The organism is Pseudomonas sp. B16120 (assembly GCF_044218845.1).
GTDB lineage: Bacteria > Pseudomonadota > Gammaproteobacteria > Pseudomonadales > Pseudomonadaceae > Aquipseudomonas > Aquipseudomonas paracarnis.
Genome location: NZ_CP162588.1, coordinates 5,981,930 through 5,999,485, shown reverse-complemented (window position 1 = coordinate 5,999,485; position 17,556 = coordinate 5,981,930). Strand labels below are relative to the sequence as shown.

Sequence of the window (17,556 nt, the reverse complement as noted above, 5' to 3'; positions counted from 1 at the left end):
AGTTTCGTAAATGGCAGTTGCCTCCGGCGCCTATAAGAAAGCCCTCGAGGGCGACCAGACACCGAAAAAGGTGTTGGTCAAAATCGACCGGGTCACGAAGAAGTTCGACGAGACGATTGCCGTGGACGATGTGTCCCTGGAAATCAAGAAAGGCGAGATCTTCGCCTTGCTCGGCGGTTCGGGTTCGGGCAAATCCACCTTGCTGCGCATGCTTGCAGGTTTCGAGCGCCCAACCGAAGGTCGCATCTACCTCGACGGTGTGGACATCACCGACATGCCGCCCTACGAGCGGCCGATCAACATGATGTTCCAGTCCTACGCCTTGTTCCCGCACATGACCGTGGCGCAGAACATCGCCTTCGGCCTGCAACAGGACAAGATCCCCAAGGCTGAAGTCGACGCACGCGTGGCCGAGATGCTCAAGCTGGTGCAGATGAGCCAGTACGCCAAGCGCAAGCCGCACCAATTGTCCGGCGGCCAGCGCCAGCGTGTGGCCTTGGCCCGCTCCCTGGCCAAGCGCCCGAAACTGCTGCTGCTCGATGAGCCGATGGGCGCCCTGGACAAGAAGCTGCGCTCGCAGATGCAACTGGAGTTGGTGGAAATCATCGAGCGCGTCGGCGTGACCTGCGTGATGGTGACCCACGACCAGGAAGAAGCCATGACCATGGCCGAACGCATCGCGATCATGCACCTGGGCTGGATCGCCCAGATCGGCAGCCCCATCGATATCTACGAAACGCCCACCAGCCGCCTGGTGTGCGAGTTCATTGGCAACGTCAACATTTTCGACACCCAGGTGGTGGACGACGCTGAAGGCCACGCGGTGCTCAAGTGCCCGGACCTGGACCGCGACATCTACGTGGGCTACGGCATCGCCACCTCGGTGGAAGACAAGTCGGTGACCTACGCGATTCGCCCGGAAAAGCTGCTGGTGACCACTGAAATGCCGACCTGCGAGCACAACTGGTCCAGCGGCAAGGTGCACGACATCGCCTACCTGGGCGGTCACTCGGTGTTCTACGTGGAGCTGCCGAGCGGCAAGCTGGTGCAGTCTTTCGTCGCCAACGCCGAACGCCGTGGCCAGCGCCCAACCTGGGGTGACCAGGTGTACGTGTGGTGGGAAGACGACAGCGGCGTGGTACTTCGCTCATGAACATGAAGAAATTCAAGCGGCGCTTGGATCGCATCGTGCCCAATGGCAAGCAGGTGGTCATCGGGATTCCTTTCCTCTGGCTGTTCCTGTTTTTCGCACTGCCGTTTTTCATCGTGCTGAAAATCAGCTTTGCCGAAGCCGATGTGGCGATCCCGCCCTATACCGAGATCTATACCTACGTTGAGCAAAAGCTGGAGGTGGTGCTGAACCTGGCCAACTACAGCTTGCTGGCGGGCGACGAGTTGTACATCGCTGCCTACCTGGGCTCGCTGAAGATGGCGTTTTTCAGCACGCTGCTGTGCCTGCTGATCGGCTACCCGATGGCCTACGCCATTGCCACCGCGCGCAAAGAGATGCAGACCGTGCTGGTGCTGCTGATCATGATGCCCACCTGGACCGCGATCCTGATCCGGGTGTATGCGTGGATGGGCATCCTCAGCAACAACGGCCTGCTCAATGGCTTCCTGATGTCCATGGGCTTGATCAACGAGCCGCTGCAGATCCTCAACACCAACATCGCGGTGTACATCGGCGTGGTCTATTCGTACCTGCCGTTCATGATCCTGCCCCTGTACGCCAACCTGGTGAAGCACGACCAGAGCCTGCTGGAAGCCGCTTCGGACCTCGGTTCGAGCACCTTCAACAGCTTCTGGAAAATCACCGTGCCGCTGTCCAAGAACGGCATCATCGCCGGTTGCATGCTGGTGTTTATCCCGGTGGTGGGCGAGTTCGTGATTCCTGAACTGCTCGGCGGCCCGGAAACCCTGATGATCGGTAAGGTGTTGTGGCAAGAGTTCTTCAACAACCGTGACTGGCCGGTGGCGTCTGCCCTGGCGGTGGTGATGCTGGCGATCCTGATCGTGCCGATCATCCTGTTCAACCGCAGCCAGGCCAAAGAGCTGGAGGGCAAGATATGAAGCGCTTTCGTTTCTCCAGCTTCATGCTGGTCGCAGGCTTGTTGTTCATCTACCTGCCGATGTTGATCCTGGTGATCTACTCGTTCAACGAATCCAAGCTGGTGACAGTGTGGGGCGGTTGGTCGATCAAGTGGTACGTGGGCCTGTTGGACAACACCCAGTTGATGGGCTCGGTGGCCCGCTCCCTGGAAATCGCCTGCTACACGGCGGTGGCGGCGGTGGCATTGGGTACCCTGGCGGCCTTCGTGCTGACGCGCATCAGCCAGTTCAAGGGCCGCACGCTGTTCGGTGGCCTGGTGACGGCACCGTTGGTGATGCCCGAAGTGATCACTGGTCTGTCGTTGTTGCTGCTGTTCGTGGCCATGGCACAGATGATCGGCTGGCCCCAGGAACGTGGCATCGTCACCATCTGGATCGCCCACACCACCTTCTGTGCGGCGTATGTGGCGGTGGTGGTGTCGGCGCGCTTGCGTGAGCTGGACCTGTCGATCGAAGAAGCGGCGATGGACTTGGGCGCACGGCCGTGGAAGGTGTTCTTCCTGATCACCATCCCGATGATCGCGCCATCGCTGGCAGCGGGCGGCATGATGTCGTTCGCGCTATCGCTGGACGACCTGGTACTGGCCAGCTTCGTGTCGGGCCCTGGTTCCACCACCTTGCCGATGGAAGTGTTCTCGGCGGTGCGTCTGGGGGTTAAACCCGAGATCAACGCCGTGGCGAGCCTGATTCTGTTGGCGGTGTCGCTGGTGACCTTCCTGGTGTGGTTCTTCAGCCGTCGGGCCGAAGAGCATCGCAAGAAGGCTATTCAGCAAGCGATTGAAGAAGCCGCAGCGGATGGCTGGCAGCAGCCGGACAAGCGCCGGGCGCCAGCGCCGGTCTGACTGCCGGAGCAGGGTGAAAATGTGGGAGCTGGCTTGCCTGCGATGGCGGTGTATCAGTCACTTATAAGGTGCTGACTCACCGTCATCGCAGGCAAGCCAGCTCCCACATTTGATTGCATTTCAGGTTGATTACATCGCCCAAGGCGACGTGCGGATCACCTGCACAAAATTCATCGGCTTGAACCCCGGCTCCTGGTCCACCAGCACGTCGGTCTTAACATTGCCAAACGTGGTCTGCGGGCGATGGCGCAAGCCGTCGGCGAACGCGCAGATGATGCACTCCTTGAACCCTTCACCCCGTGGATGCGCGTGCACCACCGCTTCGCGCTGCGCGCTGCTGAACGCGGCGTAGTCCATGCCCAGCACATCCATCTCCACCCCGGCGGTCACCAGCGCTACGGTGGGACGCAAGTGTTTCGGCACGCCCGGCGTGGTGTGCAGGGCGATGGACAACCACACTTGTTCGATATCGTCATCGCTCAACCCATAGGGCTTGAGAAATGCGGCGGCGGCGTTGGCGCCGTCCACTTCGAAGCGCTCGTCGTTACTGCGGTGGCCTTCCACCAGCCCCAGGTCATGGAACATCGCGCCGACGTAGAGCAACTCCGGGTCGTAGGCCAATTGCTTGCGCTCACCGCTCAAGGCGCCGAACAGGAAGACTCGGCGCGAATGGTGGTAGAGCAGGTCCGATTCGACGTCGCGGATGTATTCGGTGGTGGCCCTGGCCAAGGTGCTGTCAGGGATCTGGATACCGGCTATGGTGGTGCTCATGGTGGATCTCCTCTGGAAAGATTCCAGTCTGGTCCCATGACCCTGAAGCGGCTATCGCCACAGGGAGGCGATCCCGGCCAATGTGCCGCCACATCGTGCCAAGCATGTAGGCGATCCCCTGTGGGAGCTGGCTTGCCTGCGATAGCATCACCTCGGTGTACCTGAGGTACCGAGTCGTCTGCATCGCAGGCAAGCCAGCTCCCACAAGGGGGTCGCGTTTATCCAGTTGGAAAAAGGTGTTTGTGACCATGGGCAAAACCGTCGCCATCCTGATCTTCCCCGGTGTCCAGTCGCTGGACGTGACCGGGCCGATGGATGTGTTCTGCGAGGCCAACCGCTTCCTGGCGCCCGAGGATCACTATCGGCTGGAAGTACTCGGCTTTGGCCACGGCGCCATGGCGGCCTCCAACGGTTTGTCACTGCAGGCGCACAAGCACTACAGCGAAGCCCGGCAACCCTATGACCTGTTGCTGGTCGCCGGCGGCCCGCAGTTACCCTTCGAGGATTTCGGCTTCGAGTTTGACGCTTGGCTGCGCGCGGCCGCCGCGAAGGCGCAGCGCTTCGGCTCGATCTGCAATGGCGCCTTCATGCTGGCCCGCGCAGGCTTGCTGGACGGCAAGACCGTCACGACCCATTGGAACGATGCCGCCAGCCTGGCGCGCCTGTGCCCCTCGGCCCAGGTCGAAGCCGACCGCCTCTATGTGCAGGACGGCAAGCTCTACACCTCCGCCGGGGTCACGGCAGGTATCGACCTGTCGTTGTACTTGCTGGCCCAGGATCACGGCCCGGAAGTGGCCCTGAGCGTGGCCAAGCGCCTGGTGGTGTTCACCCAGCGCTCGGGCGGGCAATCGCAGTTCAGCCCGTTCCTCACGCCCCATGCCGAAACCACCTCGGCGGTGGCGCTGGTGCAGCTGTACGTGCTGGCCAACCTGACGGGAGACTTGACCATTGCCGACCTGGCCAAGGCGGCCAATATGAGTGCGCGCAATTTCTCCCGGGTGTTTGCCCGTGAAGCGCGGATTACGCCGGCGGAATTTGTCGAGAGGGCGCGCGTGGATGCGGCGCGCGTGATGCTTGAAAGCAGCCACGCACCGCTTAAGACCGTGGCCTTTCAATGCGGCTTTCGCGACGCCCAGCACATGCGCAGTGTGTTCAACCGCCGGCTGGGCGTCACGCCGCAACAGTTCAGGCTTAACTTTGCGGCGCCGGTTTGAGCGTGGGAACGATGCGTGATCGTTCCCACGCTCTGCGTGGTAACGCCTCTTGGGACGCTCTGCGTCCCGCTTCTAAGGGCCAGCCCTTTCAAGGTCTTCTGTAAAATCCCCTGAAATTCATTCAGGGGGTACCTAAACGATGTGGGCGGAAGTTCTAGCGCGTTTCGAAAAAAAAGCACCTGCCAGTGTCATGGCCAAACTGGCGCTGCAGCAGGCTATTGCCCCCGAGTGGATTGATCAGGTTTTCGAAGAACACCGGCAACGGCAGTATTCTCGTGAGCTATTGTTCTCGACCATCATCAAGCTAATGTCCCTTGTTTCATTGGGCTTGAAGCCATCTCTGCACGCCGCCGCGCGACAACTGGAGGACCTTCCGGTCAGCCTGGCGGCTCTCTACGACAAGATCAGTCGTACCGAGCCTGCTCTGTTGCGCGCCCTGATTACGGGCTGTGCACAGCGCCTGGCTCCAACCATCCGGGAGCTGGGCTGCACGGCGATGCTGCCGGGTTGGCAGGTTCGGGTAGTGGACGGTAATCACCTGGCATCCACTGAAAAACGTCTGGGAGCTTTACGCAACGAGCGCGGCGCCGCTCGTCCCGGTTTTTCGGTTGTTGCATACGATCCCGATCTGGATCAGGTCGTCGACCTTCAGGCGTGTGAGGATGCCTACGCAAGCGAGCGCGTTTGTGTGCTGCCTTTATTGGCCAATGCCGAGCCAGGCCAAGTGTGGCTGGCTGACCGGCTTTATTGCACGCTCCCGGTTATGGAGGCTTGTGAGCAAGTCCAAACTTGCTTTGTCATTCGTCAGCAAGCCAAGCATCCACGCTTGATTCAAGAGGGTGAGTGGCAAGAGCCAGTACCTGTGGAAACTGGCACTGTGCGTGAGCAGATCATCCAGGTCAAAGGCGGTTACCAATGTCGGCGTGTCGAACTGACGCTTCATTCGCCAACGGACTCCGGCGACAGCAGCTTGATGTTCTGGAGCAACCTGCCTGAGAGCGTCAGTGCGCAACAGATCGCCGAACTGTATCGCCGCCGCTGGAGCATTGAAGGTATGTTCCAGCGACTGGAAGCGATCCTGGAAAGTGAGATCGAAACCCTTGGCAGCCCAAAGGCTGCCTTACTGGGGTTCGCAACGGCGGTATTGGCTTACAACGTCCTGGCTGTTCTCAAACGCAGTGTTGAACAGGCTCATCGGGATACCCAGCCTGAAGGATGGGAAGCCTCGATTTACCATTTAGCGGTTCAGGTCAGGAGTGGATATGAGGGAATGCAGATTGCGCTGCCCTCGGAACATCTTCCTGTCATTCCGTTGGAAAAACTGGCTCAGCACTTATTGGCGCTTGCCAGAAATATCCAACCTAAACAAGTTGCGAAAAGCCTCCGTGGCCCCAAGGTACCCAAGCCCAAAACATGGGTTAAAGGCACCGCGGTGAATGCGCATGTTTCAACGGACCGGATAATCAAGGCTGCCAAGACGAAAAGACCTTGAAAGGGCTGCTTCTAAGGGCGGACGCGGAGCGTCCATGGCTGCATTCCCACGCGGAGCGTGGGAACGATCATCGGGCGGGCAGCAGTTTCAAGGTGCCGCGGGTATTGGCTGTCACTTCCTCCTCACTGAAGTGCGCCTGCTCATACCTGCCCTCGATATAGCTCTGCGCCTGGTCGCCATAGTGCGTATCAAAGGGCACACCGCTTTGCCCCACCGGGTTGATGGTGAGGGCGTGGGCCGGGTCGGCGAAGTCGATCAGGCGCCGTGTCGACGGGCCGTAGGTCACAGGCCACGGCGCCGGGCCAATCGGGGCGGTCTGGTTGTTCGGCACTTCGTGGCTGCCCGGTGCCGGGAAGGGGCCGACGTTGAAGATTTTATCCAGCGGTTTTTGCAGGCCCAGCGGGTGGCCGTGGGTCAGGGTGTGCGCCTTGCCCCACTGCCACTGTGCCGGGTCATCGCCGAACGCAGCCATGAGATGGGCCAGGCTGTTGTCCCAGGCGAGCTTGACGGTGTCGGCCCGATTGCCGTTCCACCAGGGTGAGTCTGCCGATGCGGCCAGGCGTGGCAAGGCGGCGTCGATCACGCGGGTGCCGAGCAGGGTCTTGAACAAGGCATCGCCGAGTTTGGGGTGAAAGGTCGCGTCGCTAAGGTTGAACAGCAACTGGTTGAACAGCGTGGCACTGGTGGAGTCCAGCGGGTAGTCACCCTTCCAGTTGGCAAGCTGTTCCACCAGTTTGAGTTGCGCCGGGTCCTTGACCACCTCGCGCAGCACCGGCAACAGCGGCGCCAGCAGGCGTGGGCCGTAGGCGGTGGTGGTGCCCAGTTGCAGGGCCTGGCTGTTGGTCACATCCCACTTCACGCTTGTGTCGCTCAACTGCGCGTTCAACTGCTGGCCGCGGTCAGCCAGGTTGTAATAGCCGGGAATCGGCATGCCGGTGGGCGATGCCGGCTGGGCATTGGCGGACACCACATAGCCGCGCGACGGATTTTCTTCCTGGGGGTTGGCACTGAAGGGGTAGAAACCCAGCTTGTCGGCCTGGGTAGTACTGCCGTCGAGGATGAACGCAGGGTTAACGCCGGCCGGGCGGATCGGCAACTGCGCCGCTGCCCACCAACCGATATCGCCCTTGGCATTGGCCCACACGATGTTCAGGCCCGGTGCCGAGACCTTGGCGGCTGCGGCACGTGCCTTGGCCAGGGTGTCGGCACGGTTGAGCTGGTAGAAACCATCCAGGATCGGGTTTTCACTGTCGAGGAACGCCCACCACATGGCAATCGGTGTGCTGCCGGCGTTCTCACCGAGCACGTCGTTGATGATCGGGCCGTGGGGCGAGCGGCGCAGGGTGAGGGTCACCGGCGCCTGGCCCTTGACCTGGATCTGCTGCTCGCTGCTGCTCATGTCCACCCATTGGCCGTGATACCAGACCTGGTTGGGGTTGTCCGGATTGACCTTTTCGGCGATCAGGTCGAGATCGTCATTCTGGAACATGGTCAGGCTCCAGCCGAAGTCCAGGTTGTGCCCCAGGAACGCCACCGGTACCAGCGCGTTGTGGTAGCCGTACAACTCGAAGCCTGGCGCCGACAGCTGCGCCTCGTACCAGACCGAAGGCACCGAGAAACGGATATGAGGGTCACCCGCCAGCAACGGTTTGCCGCTTTGGGTATGGCTGCCGCTGACGGCCCAGGCATTGCTGCCTTCGAACTGCGGCAGGCCGTTGTCGGCCAGGGCCTGTTCGCTCAGGGCGGCGATGGCGCCAAGGGTCTGCCAATCGCTGGCGGCCAGGTTGAGAGCGCCCTTGGGTTGCCAGTCGAGATCGAAGACGTTCAAGTAGGCGCTGCCCAGTCGGTCGCGCACATAGGTCAGTACCGGCTCGGTGCGAAAGGCTGCGGCAAAGCTGTAGGCCATGTACCCGGCGACGCTGATGCTGTCTTCGGCGGTAAACGGGCGCTTGGCGATGCCCAGCACATCGAACTCCATGGGGCTGGCGTGGCTGTCCTGATACTGGTTGATCCCGTCCAGGTAGGCTTGCAGGGCCTTGGACGAGGCCGAGTCAGGGTCCATGTGCTCCACATAGCTCAAGGCACGCTCGCGAATGCGCAGGCTGCGAAACAGTTTGTCGGTCTCCAGCAGCTTGGGCCCCAGTACCTCGGCCAGTTCGCCACGGGCCAGGCGCCGCATGATCTCCATCTGGAACAACCGGTCCTGGGCATGCACATAGCCCAGGGCGCGGTACAGATCGGCCTCATTCTCGGCGCGGATATGCGGTACGCCACGGTCGTCGTAGCGCACCGTGACCGATCCTTGCAGGTGCGCCAGCGTCACCGTGCCCTGGCGCGTGGGTTGTTTGCTGTAGACGTACCAACCGGCGCCCAGGGCGACCAGCACAATCAGCACCGCAAAAACCTGCAGGACGCGCTTCATGAACATTCCTTACCAAAGTGGACGGGCTACAGATCCTTAGGCCACGAACAATAGCAGCCTACCGCGAGGGTGTGAGTGGCATTCACTTCGCGTCCGGTTCCAAGCGCCTTGAGGATCGGCTCGATAAAACTGTTGCTGGCGTTGCACGTCAGGCCTTCGCTGTAGGGGCCGAAATACGCCAGCTTGCCGGTGCGATCCCAAATGCCCACGGCCGGGCTGGCGGGGATCTGGTCCGCGCCGGGGAGGGCATCGAGGACTTTCATGTGGCGCAGGTTCTCGGGCAACTGGCCGTGGCTGCCGGGTTTTTGCAGGGCATAGAACTCCACCCCTTGGGGCGCGTACTGCTCGATCAACTCGCCCAGGTGCTGCTGGTTACCGACATTGCACGGGCAGGCCGGGTCCCAGAAGTGCACCAGGCGAATCGGGCCCGGGCCACTGAGGGCGGCGGGCAGTTGCAGCGCATCGCCGGAAAATACCGCGGTGTGTTCGCTGAAGGCACGCAGGTAGCGGCCTTGGAACCAGTCATAGGCCGCCCACAGCACCCCGGCGCAGATAACCAGGATCAGGCTGGCGAACAGGGCGTTACGGTAGGGCGGTCGCATTGGATGTATCCTCACAGGTCGCGTAGCTTGCCATGCTTGTCCTGACAGATGAATATCGCAGCTCGATATTCATCTTCACCGCAAGTCTGGAAGCCTTTATGCCCGTCACCTTTGACCCTGATCATCTGCGCGAAAGCTTGCGCCCCCTGGTGGATGCGCAGCCGCTGTCAGCCGAGGCGAGGGTTTACCAGCGTTTCTACGGGCTCGACCTGGCCGCACGTCAGGTGCCGGCGGTGAGCCGCCTGGGGCGCTTGCAGGTGGATGGGTTCGAGGTGGTGGCCCAGGTCTGGTGGCCGCCAGCGCCGGTCGCGACCATGTTCCTGTTCCACGGTTTCTACGATCACATGGGGCTGTATCGCCATGTGGTGGATTGGGCGTTGGACCAGGGCTTCGTGGTGATCGCCTGCGACCTGCCTGGCCATGGCTTGTCCAGCGGCGTGCGCGCCAGCATCGATGACTTTGCGGTGTACCAGAGCGTGGTGCAGGCCTTGTTCGTCGAGGCCAAGGCGCTGCAATTGCCGCAACCCTGGCACCTGTTCGGGCAAAGCACCGGCGGCGCCATCGTGGTGGACCATCTGCTCCACCACGGCGCCCAGAGTCCGGCCCAGGGCAAGACTTTCCTGCTGTCGCCTTTGGTGCGGCCGCGTGCCTGGGGTTGGTCCCAGGTCAGCTATTACCTGCTGCGCCCGTTCGTCAAAGGCATCGCCCGGCGTTTCAGCGATAACTCCAACGACCCTGCGTTCAAGCCGTTCCTGGAAGCCGACCCGCTACAGCCTCGCCAGCTGCCTACCGCCTGGGTGGGGTCGCTGGCGCGCTGGATCAAACGCATCGAAGCCGCACCACGCAGCCCCCGGCGCCCGGTGATCGTGCAGGGTGAGGAAGATATGACGGTGGACTGGCAGCACAATTTGCAGGTGTTGCGAGGTAAGTTCGACCGGCCTGAGGTGTTGATGCTCAAGCGGGGTCGGCATCACTTGGCCAATGAAATTCCGCAGATTCGCGAAGCATATTTTAACTTCCTCACGGATCACCTGAAATAACGCGGTTCAAATGTGGGAGCTGGCTTGCCTGCGATAGCGGTGTCACTGACAGATCGCAATCGCAGGCCAGCTCCCACAGGGTTTACTGCGTCAGGCTTGAGGTGCTTTGGCCGACAGCCAGCCCTGCGCGAATGGCCGCCAGGGCAGCCTGGTAATACGCCTTGCCCTCCGGCGACTCGGCAAAGGTGGCGAACTCTTCCAGCTCAGGGTCGGACAAATCCCGATAGACATACAGCAAGGTATTGTTCAAATCCTTGTCGATCTGCTGCATCAACCGCTCGCGCTGGCCATTCAACATTCCTTGCGCCTGGCTACCGCCGAGCAGGCCGGGGATCATCTGGCTCAAGCTGTCGGCCGCCACGCCTGCAATCGCCAGGCTGACCTCGGCACCGGCCTCGCGGGCGGGCAGGGCCTGGGCCAGGTGGCCGATGATCAGGCTGCGGGTGGCATCGGCTTCGAGTTTGGGCAGACCCTGTGCGTTTTTCGCCAGTTGATCGCGGCGCGTGGCCAGCAACTCAGCGGCGACGATCTTGCGGCCCAGGGGCGACTGGAAAAACGCCAGGGCAGGTTTCGGGTCTGGCAAGTGCTTGCGCAGTTGCGCCTCGGCACGCTGGTCCATGGCCTGGGCGGCAAAGCGTTTATTGCTGTTGTCCACCAGCGCCTGGTACACCACCGGCGGCAGGCTATTGCGGTAGCGCTGCTGGGCGGCACTGAGGGCGTCATTGAAGTGCGCACGTTGTTCGGCCCAGCCGGCGACCTTGTACAACTGGTCATGGCCGTCTGCCCAGGCGGGCAAAACGCAGAACATCAACACAGAAAAAAACAAACGACGCATAAGGACTCCTGTCAGTCGGCCACTATTGTCCGTGTCGGGCGTAGGATTTGTCGAGAAGTCCTATCGGTCACCTGACTAAAGTGCATTCAGACGCTCAACGGCGCTGTCGGATTTTCAGGCGTATGGATACTATGCGCGCCATGCAAATACCCCTCGATCACCCGCTGCTGCAACGCATCGTCGACGACTTGGCCGAAAAAGGCTGGTCGCAGCAAAATGGCTTCCTGCCCCAGGCTCTGACCCTGGAGCTGGCGGCTGAGTGCCGTAAACGTGCGGCGCAGGGTGAGCTGGCGCCCGCAGCGGTAGGGCGTGGGCCGGCCCAGGAGATTCGCGAAGGCATTCGCGGTGACCATATCCAGTGGTTGGAGGAGGGGGACGCGCCTATCTGCGACACCTACATGGGCGTGATGGACGGCCTGCGCCTGGCGATGAATCGCAGCCTGTTCCTGGGCCTGGAAGATTTCGAAAGCCACTTCGCGATGTACCCGCCGGGCGCGTTTTACCTCAAGCATGTAGACCGTTTTCGCGACGATGACCGGCGCATGGTCTCGGCGGTGATCTACTTGAACGACGCCTGGCTGCCCGAGCATGGCGGCCAACTGCGCATGTACCTCAAGGGCGGTGTCGAATACGACGTGGTGCCCACCGGGGGTTGCCTGGTGGTATTCCTGTCGGGCGAGGTGCCTCACGAAGTCCTGCCCGCTACGCGCGAACGCCTGTCCTTGACGGGCTGGTTTCGCCGGCGGGGCAACGAGCCGTTTTAAACATGGAAAAGATTCTGGTCAGCCGCTGCCTGCTCGGGCACAAGGTGCGCTACGACGGCGGGGCCAGCGGCCCATTCGACCCACTGGCAGCGTGGCAAGCTGAAGGCCGCGTGGTTGCCATCTGCCCGGAAGTGGCGGGGGGCTTGCCCACACCGCGGCCATCGGCCGAAATCCCAGGCGGGCAGGGCATCGACGTGTGGGAAGGCCGCGCCCAGGTGCTGACGGCCGAGGGCGAAGACTTCACCAGCGCCTTTCTCGACGGTGCCCGCCAAGCCTTGGCGCTGGTGCAACGCCATCACATCCGCATCGCCATTCTCAAGGCCAACAGCCCATCCTGCGGCAATCTGTTGACCTATGACGGCACCTTCAGCGGGGTGAAGGTCAGTGGCGAAGGCGTCACGGCGGCGCTGCTCAAGCGCCATGGTGTGCAGGTGTTCAGTGAGTTGGAGTTGCCACAGGCGGCAATTGCCCTCACGCAGCTTTAAGAAGTTTAAACAGATCAAGTGTGGGAGCTGGCTTGCCTGCGATAGCGGTGTATCAGCACCTTATGTGTAACTGACAGACCGCTATCGCAGGCAAGCCAGCTCCCACATTTTATTGCACCTTGAGCCATTTCTGCGCCAGCGCCTTCAACCGGCCATCGTCCTTAACCCGCTTCAACGCCCCGTTCAAACTGGTCTTGAACGCCGGGTTGCCCTTCTGGAACGGGATCGCCAATGCCGGCTTCTGGTGGTAAGGCTCACTGAAATCGAAACGATCCTCAAGCTCGGCAGTCATAGCCATATGGTTAATGGCCACGTCGTACTTGCCGGTTTCCACACCGGACAGCAGGTCCGCGTTATCGGTGGTAATAAACGAGGAGCGCACCTCCATCTCCTTGGCCAGCAGTTCACCCAGCTCCACTTCAAAGCCTGCGAGTTTGTCGCCCTCTTTGAAATTGTACGGCGGGGTGTTGGCTTCCAGGGCGATGCGCAGTTCACCGCGATCATTGACGTCGTCAATCAGTTCGGCATGAGCCAAGGGGCTCAGAAGAGGAAGCAACAGCAACAGGCCAGGCGAAAAGCGCATGGTCACTCCTAAAGAATTCGTACAGGCGAGACGCCGTTCAGCAACGTTTTGTTATGGTGTCGGGTGCCTTGGACCGCAATTTATCGCGAAGTTGTCATAACCCTACAGATTTCACCGAAAAACTGGAGAAGCGAATGAAAGCCCTTTTGTCCCGTGCAACGATTGCCAGCCTTTTGCTGGGTACCTCGATGTTGGCCAGTGCCGCAGACCTTCCTCGTACACCTGCGCCTGAAGGTGCCGAAGTGTTCATCGTCTCGCCGAAAGATGGCGCCACCGTTGATAAAACCTTCACCGTCAAATTCGGCGTCAAGAAGCTGGACCTGGAACCGATCGACAAGCAAGTGCCTAACGCCGGGCACCACCATCTGTTGGTAGACCAGAAGGTGGAGTCGCTCAACGCCAATGAGGCGATCCCGGCCACGCCTACCTCGATTCACTTCGGCAAGGCGCAGACCGAAACCGAGCTGACCCTGACGCCAGGCAAGCACACCCTGCAACTGGTGGCCGGCGACAACGTGCATCGCCAGTTCGAACCCACAGTCGCCTCGAAAGTGATCACCGTTAACGTCAAATAAGCGTTATTCGGGCAAAAAAATGGGAGACCCCTGCGGGTCTCCCATTTTTTATCCAGCGCTTGAAGCCTTAGAACAACACGCGGCTACGAATAGTGCCGTTGATGTGCTGCAGCTTCTCTTGCGCCAGGTCCGAGTACTCGGCGTCGACGTCGATCACCACGTAGCCGACCTTCTCGTTGGTCTGCAGGAACTGACCGGAGATGTTGATGCCGTTTTCGGCGAAGACCTTGTTGATCTCCATCATCACGCCAGGGATGTTCTGGTGGATGTGCAGCAGACGGTGCTTGCCCGGGTGAGCCGGCAGGGCCACTTCCGGGAAGTTGACCGACGATACCGAGGTACCGTTGTCGCTGTACTTGACCAGTTTTTCCGAGACTTCCAGGCCGATGTTGGCTTGGGCTTCAGCGGTGGAGCCGCCGATGTGCGGGGTCAGGATCACGTTGTCCAGGCCACGCAGCGGGCTTTCGAAGATGTCATCGTTGGAGCGCGGCTCCACCGGGAACACGTCGATGGCAGCGCCGATCAGGTGCTTGTCCTTGATCGCGTCGGCCAGGGCATCCAGCTCGACCACGGTGCCGCGAGCGGCGTTGATCAGGATCCCGCCTTTCTTGATCGCGCGGATTTCCTTCTCACCGATCATCCACTGGGTCTCGGCCGTTTCCGGAACGTGCAGGGTGACGATGTCGGACATGCCCAGCAGCTCGGTCAGGCTGGCCACTTGGGTGGCGTTGCCCAATGGCAGCTTGGTCAGGGTGTCGTAGAAGAACACCTGCATGCCCAGGCCTTCAGCCAACACCGACAGTTGCGTGCCGATCGAGCCGTAGCCGACGATGCCCAGCTTCTTGCCGCGGATTTCGAAGGAGTTGGCCGCGCTCTTGATCCAGCCGCCACGGTGGCAGGAAGCGTTCTTCTCAGGGATACCGCGCAGCAGCAGGATGGCCTCGGCCAGCACCAGCTCCGCCACGGAACGGGTGTTGGAGTACGGTGCATTGAACACCGCGATGCCGCGCTCGCGCGCTGCATTGAGATCGACCTGGTTGGTGCCGATGCAGAAACAGCCGACAGCCACGAGTTTCTTGGCGTGGTCGAAGATCTCTTCGGTCAGCTGAGTGCGGGAGCGAATGCCGATAAAGTGCGCGTCGGCGATCTTTTCCTTGAGCTGGGCTTCCGGCAGAGAACTGGTGATGTACTCAATGCTGGTGTACCCGGCGGCTTTCAGAACGTCGACAGCCGATGGGTGGACGCCTTCCAGAAGAAGGAACTTGATCTTGCTCTTATCGAGAGAAGTCTTGCTCATCTGCGTAAACCTGTATCCCGGAGAAAATTGGCAGGGAGTCGAGCAGCGCAAGCTGACCCGGACGGCAGGAAAGCCGTCACCGCAGAAACGCCCTTTGGGTCTGTCCTGCGGGGGCGGTATGCTAGCATACGCACCCCGCTAAACACCTATTCCTGCGACGTGAAGCGTTCTCAGGATGACCATGAATTGTTCGAGAGTTCTGTCGATGACCCATCCTGCCCTGATTGATGAGCTAAAGACCCTGGTTGAGCCCGGCAAAGTGCTGACCGACGCCGACTCCCTGGAGGCTTACGGCAAGGATTGGACCAAGCACTTCGCTCCCGCACCTAGCGCCATCGTGTTCCCCAAGACCACCGAGCAGGTACAGGCCATCGTGCGGTGGGCCAATGAGCACAAGGTGGCGCTGGTGCCCTCGGGCGGGCGCACCGGTCTGTCGGCTGCTGCCGTTGCCGCCAATGGCGAAGTGGTGGTGTCGTTCGACTATATGAACCAGATCCTCGACGTGAACCTCACCGACCGCACCGCCGTGTGCCAGCCGGGTGTGGTGACCAAGCAACTGCAGAACGTCGCTGAAGAAAACGGCCTGTATTATCCGGTGGACTTCGCCTCGTCCGGTTCCAGCCAGATTGGCGGCAATATCGGCACCAATGCCGGCGGGATCAAAGTAATTCGCTACGGTATGACCCGCAACTGGGTGGCCGGCATGAAGGTCGTCACCGGCAAAGGCGATGTGCTGGAGCTGAACCGCGACCTGATCAAAAACGCCACCGGCTACGACATGCGCCAGCTGTTTATCGGCGCCGAAGGCACCCTGGGCTTTGTGGTCGAAGCCACCATGCGCCTGGACCGTGCGCCAAAGAACCTCACGGCAATGGTGCTCGGCACGACTGATTTCGACTCGATCATGCCGGTGCTGCACGCCTTCCAGAGCAAACTGGACCTGACCGCCTTCGAATTCTTCTCGGACAAAGCCCTGGCCAAAGTCCTTGGTCGTGGCGACGTGCCGGCGCCGTTCGAAACCGAGTGCCCGTTCTACGCCCTGCTGGAATTCGAAGCCACCACCGAAGAAGTCGCCAACCACGCCCTGGAAACGTTCGAACATTGCGTGGAGCAGGGCTGGGTGCTGGATGGCGTGATGAGCCAGAGCGAAACCCAGCTGCACAACCTGTGGAAACTGCGCGAGTACATCTCCGAAACCATTTCCCACTGGACGCCGTACAAGAACGACATCTCGGTGACCGTGTCGAAAGTGCCAGCGTTCCTGAGCGAAATTGACGCGATCGTCGGTGAACACTACCCGGACTTCGAAATCGTCTGGTTCGGCCATATCGGTGACGGCAACCTGCACCTGAACATCCTCAAGCCGGAAAACCTGAGCAAGGATGAGTTTTTCGCCAAGTGCGCCACCGTTAACAAGTGGGTATTCGAGACCGTCGCCAAGTACAACGGCTCGATCTCCGCCGAACACGGCGTGGGCATGACCAAGCGCGATTACCTGACCTACAGCCGTTCACCGGTTGAAATCGAATACATGAAGGCCGTCAAAGCCGTGTTCGACCCTAACGGGATCATGAACCCCGGCAAGATCTTCGCTGTTTAACCGCACCTGAAGGAGTCGTTCCATGAGCTACCAGCACAAGTATGTCGACGGCACCAACATCCACTTCCCGGTGGGTAAAGTGGTGTGCATCGGGCGTAACTACGCCGAACACGCCAAGGAACTGGACAACCCGGTACCCACCGAGCCGCTGCTGTTCATCAAGCCGGGCAGCTGCGTGGTACCGTTGGAAGGTGGCTTTGCCATTCCGACCGAGCGTGGTTCGGTGCACTACGAAGCGGAAATCGCCGTATTGATCGGCAAGCCTTTGTCCGCCAAGCCGAGCCGGGAAGAAGTGCTGGACGCCATCTCCGGCTTCGCTCCGGCCCTGGACCTGACCCTGCGCGACAAACAGGCCGAGCTCAAAGCCAAGGGCTTGCCGTGGGAAATCGCCAAGTCTTTCGATGGCGCGGCGGTGATTGCCCCCTTCGTGGTCAGCAGTACCTTTGCGGACGTGACCGATATCGGCATTCGCCTGAGCATCAACGGCGAATTGCGCCAGGACGGCAACAGCGCGCAGATGCTTAACCCGATTGTGCCGATGATTCAGTACATGGCGGGTTGCTTCTCCCTCCAAGCGGGCGACGTGATCCTGACCGGCACCCCGGCGGGCGTTGGCCCGTTGAATGTGGGGGATGAAGTGGTGTTGGAGCTGGCGGGTGTCAATCGCTTCGAAAGCGTTGTGCGCTAAATCACTGCCAAACTGCGATCAAACTGTGGGAGCGGGCTTGCCCGCGATGGCGGTGTGACAGTCACTGAATAGTTGACTGAACGCCCTTAATCGCGGGCAAGCCCGCTCCCACAGTTGTTTGTGTACATCTGCAGGATCCAGCGTTTTGCATTTTTTTCACACACTATCCGGATAATTTCCTGCTCTTGCGCGCGGGTCCTTGAATCCTGTGCTATCCCCTACAGCTGACTTTCCGGA

At 60.7% G+C, this 17,556-nt stretch carries 17 protein-coding genes; 11 read left to right on the top strand and 6 right to left on the bottom strand.

Annotated elements, in window-relative coordinates; translation table 11 throughout:
* The first annotated feature begins 10 nt into the window (after positions 1-10).
* From AB4P90_RS28100 to AB4P90_RS28090, 3 genes are read left to right on the top strand one after another with little or no spacing between them, the layout of a single operon-like run.
* Entirely contained in the window at positions 11-1,153 is a 1,143-nt protein-coding gene (locus AB4P90_RS28100; protein WP_003195240.1) for an ABC transporter ATP-binding protein, read from the top strand.
* Positions 1,150-2,070, top strand: a complete 921-nt coding sequence (locus AB4P90_RS28095) for an ABC transporter permease subunit (RefSeq protein ID WP_003195238.1) — start codon at positions 1,150-1,152, stop codon at positions 2,068-2,070. The genes AB4P90_RS28100 and AB4P90_RS28095 overlap by 4 nt, the downstream gene beginning before the upstream one ends.
* Positions 2,067-2,951, top strand: a complete 885-nt coding sequence (locus tag AB4P90_RS28090; RefSeq protein ID WP_003195236.1) for an ABC transporter permease subunit — start codon at positions 2,067-2,069, stop codon at positions 2,949-2,951. Before AB4P90_RS28095 ends, AB4P90_RS28090 begins: the two co-directional genes overlap by 4 nt.
* 129 nt (positions 2,952-3,080) lie before the next feature.
* On the opposite strand, the gene AB4P90_RS28085 is transcribed toward AB4P90_RS28090, so the two are convergent.
* On the bottom strand, positions 3,081-3,722 hold the full coding sequence (locus AB4P90_RS28085) for an HD domain-containing protein (protein WP_058410112.1): 642 nt from the start codon (positions 3,720-3,722) through the stop codon (positions 3,081-3,083).
* A gap of 248 nt (positions 3,723-3,970) precedes the next feature.
* Here AB4P90_RS28085 and AB4P90_RS28080 point away from each other — a divergent pair, with 248 nt between their 5' ends.
* The gene (locus AB4P90_RS28080; RefSeq protein WP_073451841.1) at positions 3,971-4,936 is read left to right on the top strand and encodes a GlxA family transcriptional regulator; all 966 of its coding nucleotides are present in this window, start codon (positions 3,971-3,973) and stop codon (positions 4,934-4,936) included.
* A 190-nt stretch (positions 4,937-5,126) separates the two neighbouring features.
* Complete coding sequence (locus tag AB4P90_RS28075) at positions 5,127-6,428, top strand: IS4 family transposase (RefSeq protein WP_395606097.1); 1,302 nt, start codon at positions 5,127-5,129, stop codon at positions 6,426-6,428.
* Between the two features lie 67 nt (positions 6,429-6,495).
* Here the strand turns inward: AB4P90_RS28075 and AB4P90_RS28070 are convergent, their stop codons facing one another.
* Both AB4P90_RS28070 and AB4P90_RS28065 read right to left on the bottom strand, forming a co-directional pair.
* Positions 6,496-8,850, bottom strand: a complete 2,355-nt coding sequence (locus tag AB4P90_RS28070) for a penicillin acylase family protein (RefSeq protein ID WP_395605528.1) — start codon at positions 8,848-8,850, stop codon at positions 6,496-6,498.
* 26 nt (positions 8,851-8,876) lie between these two features.
* The gene (locus AB4P90_RS28065) at positions 8,877-9,452 is read right to left on the bottom strand and encodes a DUF6436 domain-containing protein (RefSeq protein WP_020301831.1); all 576 of its coding nucleotides are present in this window, start codon (positions 9,450-9,452) and stop codon (positions 8,877-8,879) included.
* A gap of 98 nt (positions 9,453-9,550) precedes the next feature.
* Between AB4P90_RS28065 and AB4P90_RS28060 the strand changes: the two genes are divergently transcribed.
* Complete coding sequence (locus AB4P90_RS28060; RefSeq protein WP_014720378.1) at positions 9,551-10,492, top strand: alpha/beta hydrolase; 942 nt, start codon at positions 9,551-9,553, stop codon at positions 10,490-10,492.
* Positions 10,493-10,574: 82 nt separating this feature from the next.
* Here the strand turns inward: AB4P90_RS28060 and AB4P90_RS28055 are convergent, their stop codons facing one another.
* Positions 10,575-11,327, bottom strand: coding sequence for a DUF2059 domain-containing protein (locus AB4P90_RS28055; protein ID WP_014720377.1), 753 nt, complete (start codon positions 11,325-11,327; stop codon positions 10,575-10,577).
* Between the two features lie 131 nt (positions 11,328-11,458).
* On the opposite strand from AB4P90_RS28055, the gene AB4P90_RS28050 reads away from it, so the two are divergent.
* Together AB4P90_RS28050 and AB4P90_RS28045 are read left to right on the top strand one after the other, a co-directional pair.
* Complete coding sequence (locus tag AB4P90_RS28050) at positions 11,459-12,091, top strand: 2OG-Fe(II) oxygenase (RefSeq protein ID WP_003195222.1); 633 nt, start codon at positions 11,459-11,461, stop codon at positions 12,089-12,091.
* A 2-nt stretch (positions 12,092-12,093) separates the two neighbouring features.
* Positions 12,094-12,576, top strand: coding sequence for a DUF523 domain-containing protein (locus AB4P90_RS28045; RefSeq protein ID WP_073451835.1), 483 nt, complete (start codon positions 12,094-12,096; stop codon positions 12,574-12,576).
* A 109-nt stretch (positions 12,577-12,685) separates the two neighbouring features.
* On the opposite strand, the gene AB4P90_RS28040 is transcribed toward AB4P90_RS28045, so the two are convergent.
* The gene (locus AB4P90_RS28040) at positions 12,686-13,159 is read right to left on the bottom strand and encodes a transporter substrate-binding domain-containing protein (RefSeq protein WP_032902259.1); all 474 of its coding nucleotides are present in this window, start codon (positions 13,157-13,159) and stop codon (positions 12,686-12,688) included.
* A gap of 134 nt (positions 13,160-13,293) precedes the next feature.
* Here AB4P90_RS28040 and AB4P90_RS28035 point away from each other — a divergent pair, with 134 nt between their 5' ends.
* Entirely contained in the window at positions 13,294-13,734 is a 441-nt protein-coding gene (locus AB4P90_RS28035; RefSeq protein WP_034128985.1) for a DUF4399 domain-containing protein, read from the top strand.
* Between the two features lie 67 nt (positions 13,735-13,801).
* On the opposite strand, the gene serA is transcribed toward AB4P90_RS28035, so the two are convergent.
* Positions 13,802-15,031, bottom strand: coding sequence for a phosphoglycerate dehydrogenase (gene serA, locus AB4P90_RS28030; protein WP_003195214.1), 1,230 nt, complete (start codon positions 15,029-15,031; stop codon positions 13,802-13,804).
* A gap of 205 nt (positions 15,032-15,236) precedes the next feature.
* On the opposite strand from serA, the gene AB4P90_RS28025 reads away from it, so the two are divergent.
* Together AB4P90_RS28025 and AB4P90_RS28020 are read left to right on the top strand one after the other, a co-directional pair.
* Complete coding sequence (locus AB4P90_RS28025) at positions 15,237-16,631, top strand: FAD-binding oxidoreductase (RefSeq protein WP_005792341.1); 1,395 nt, start codon at positions 15,237-15,239, stop codon at positions 16,629-16,631.
* Positions 16,632-16,653: 22 nt separating this feature from the next.
* Positions 16,654-17,319, top strand: coding sequence for a fumarylacetoacetate hydrolase family protein (locus AB4P90_RS28020; RefSeq protein ID WP_014720371.1), 666 nt, complete (start codon positions 16,654-16,656; stop codon positions 17,317-17,319).
* The last annotated feature ends 237 nt before the right edge of the window (positions 17,320-17,556 follow it).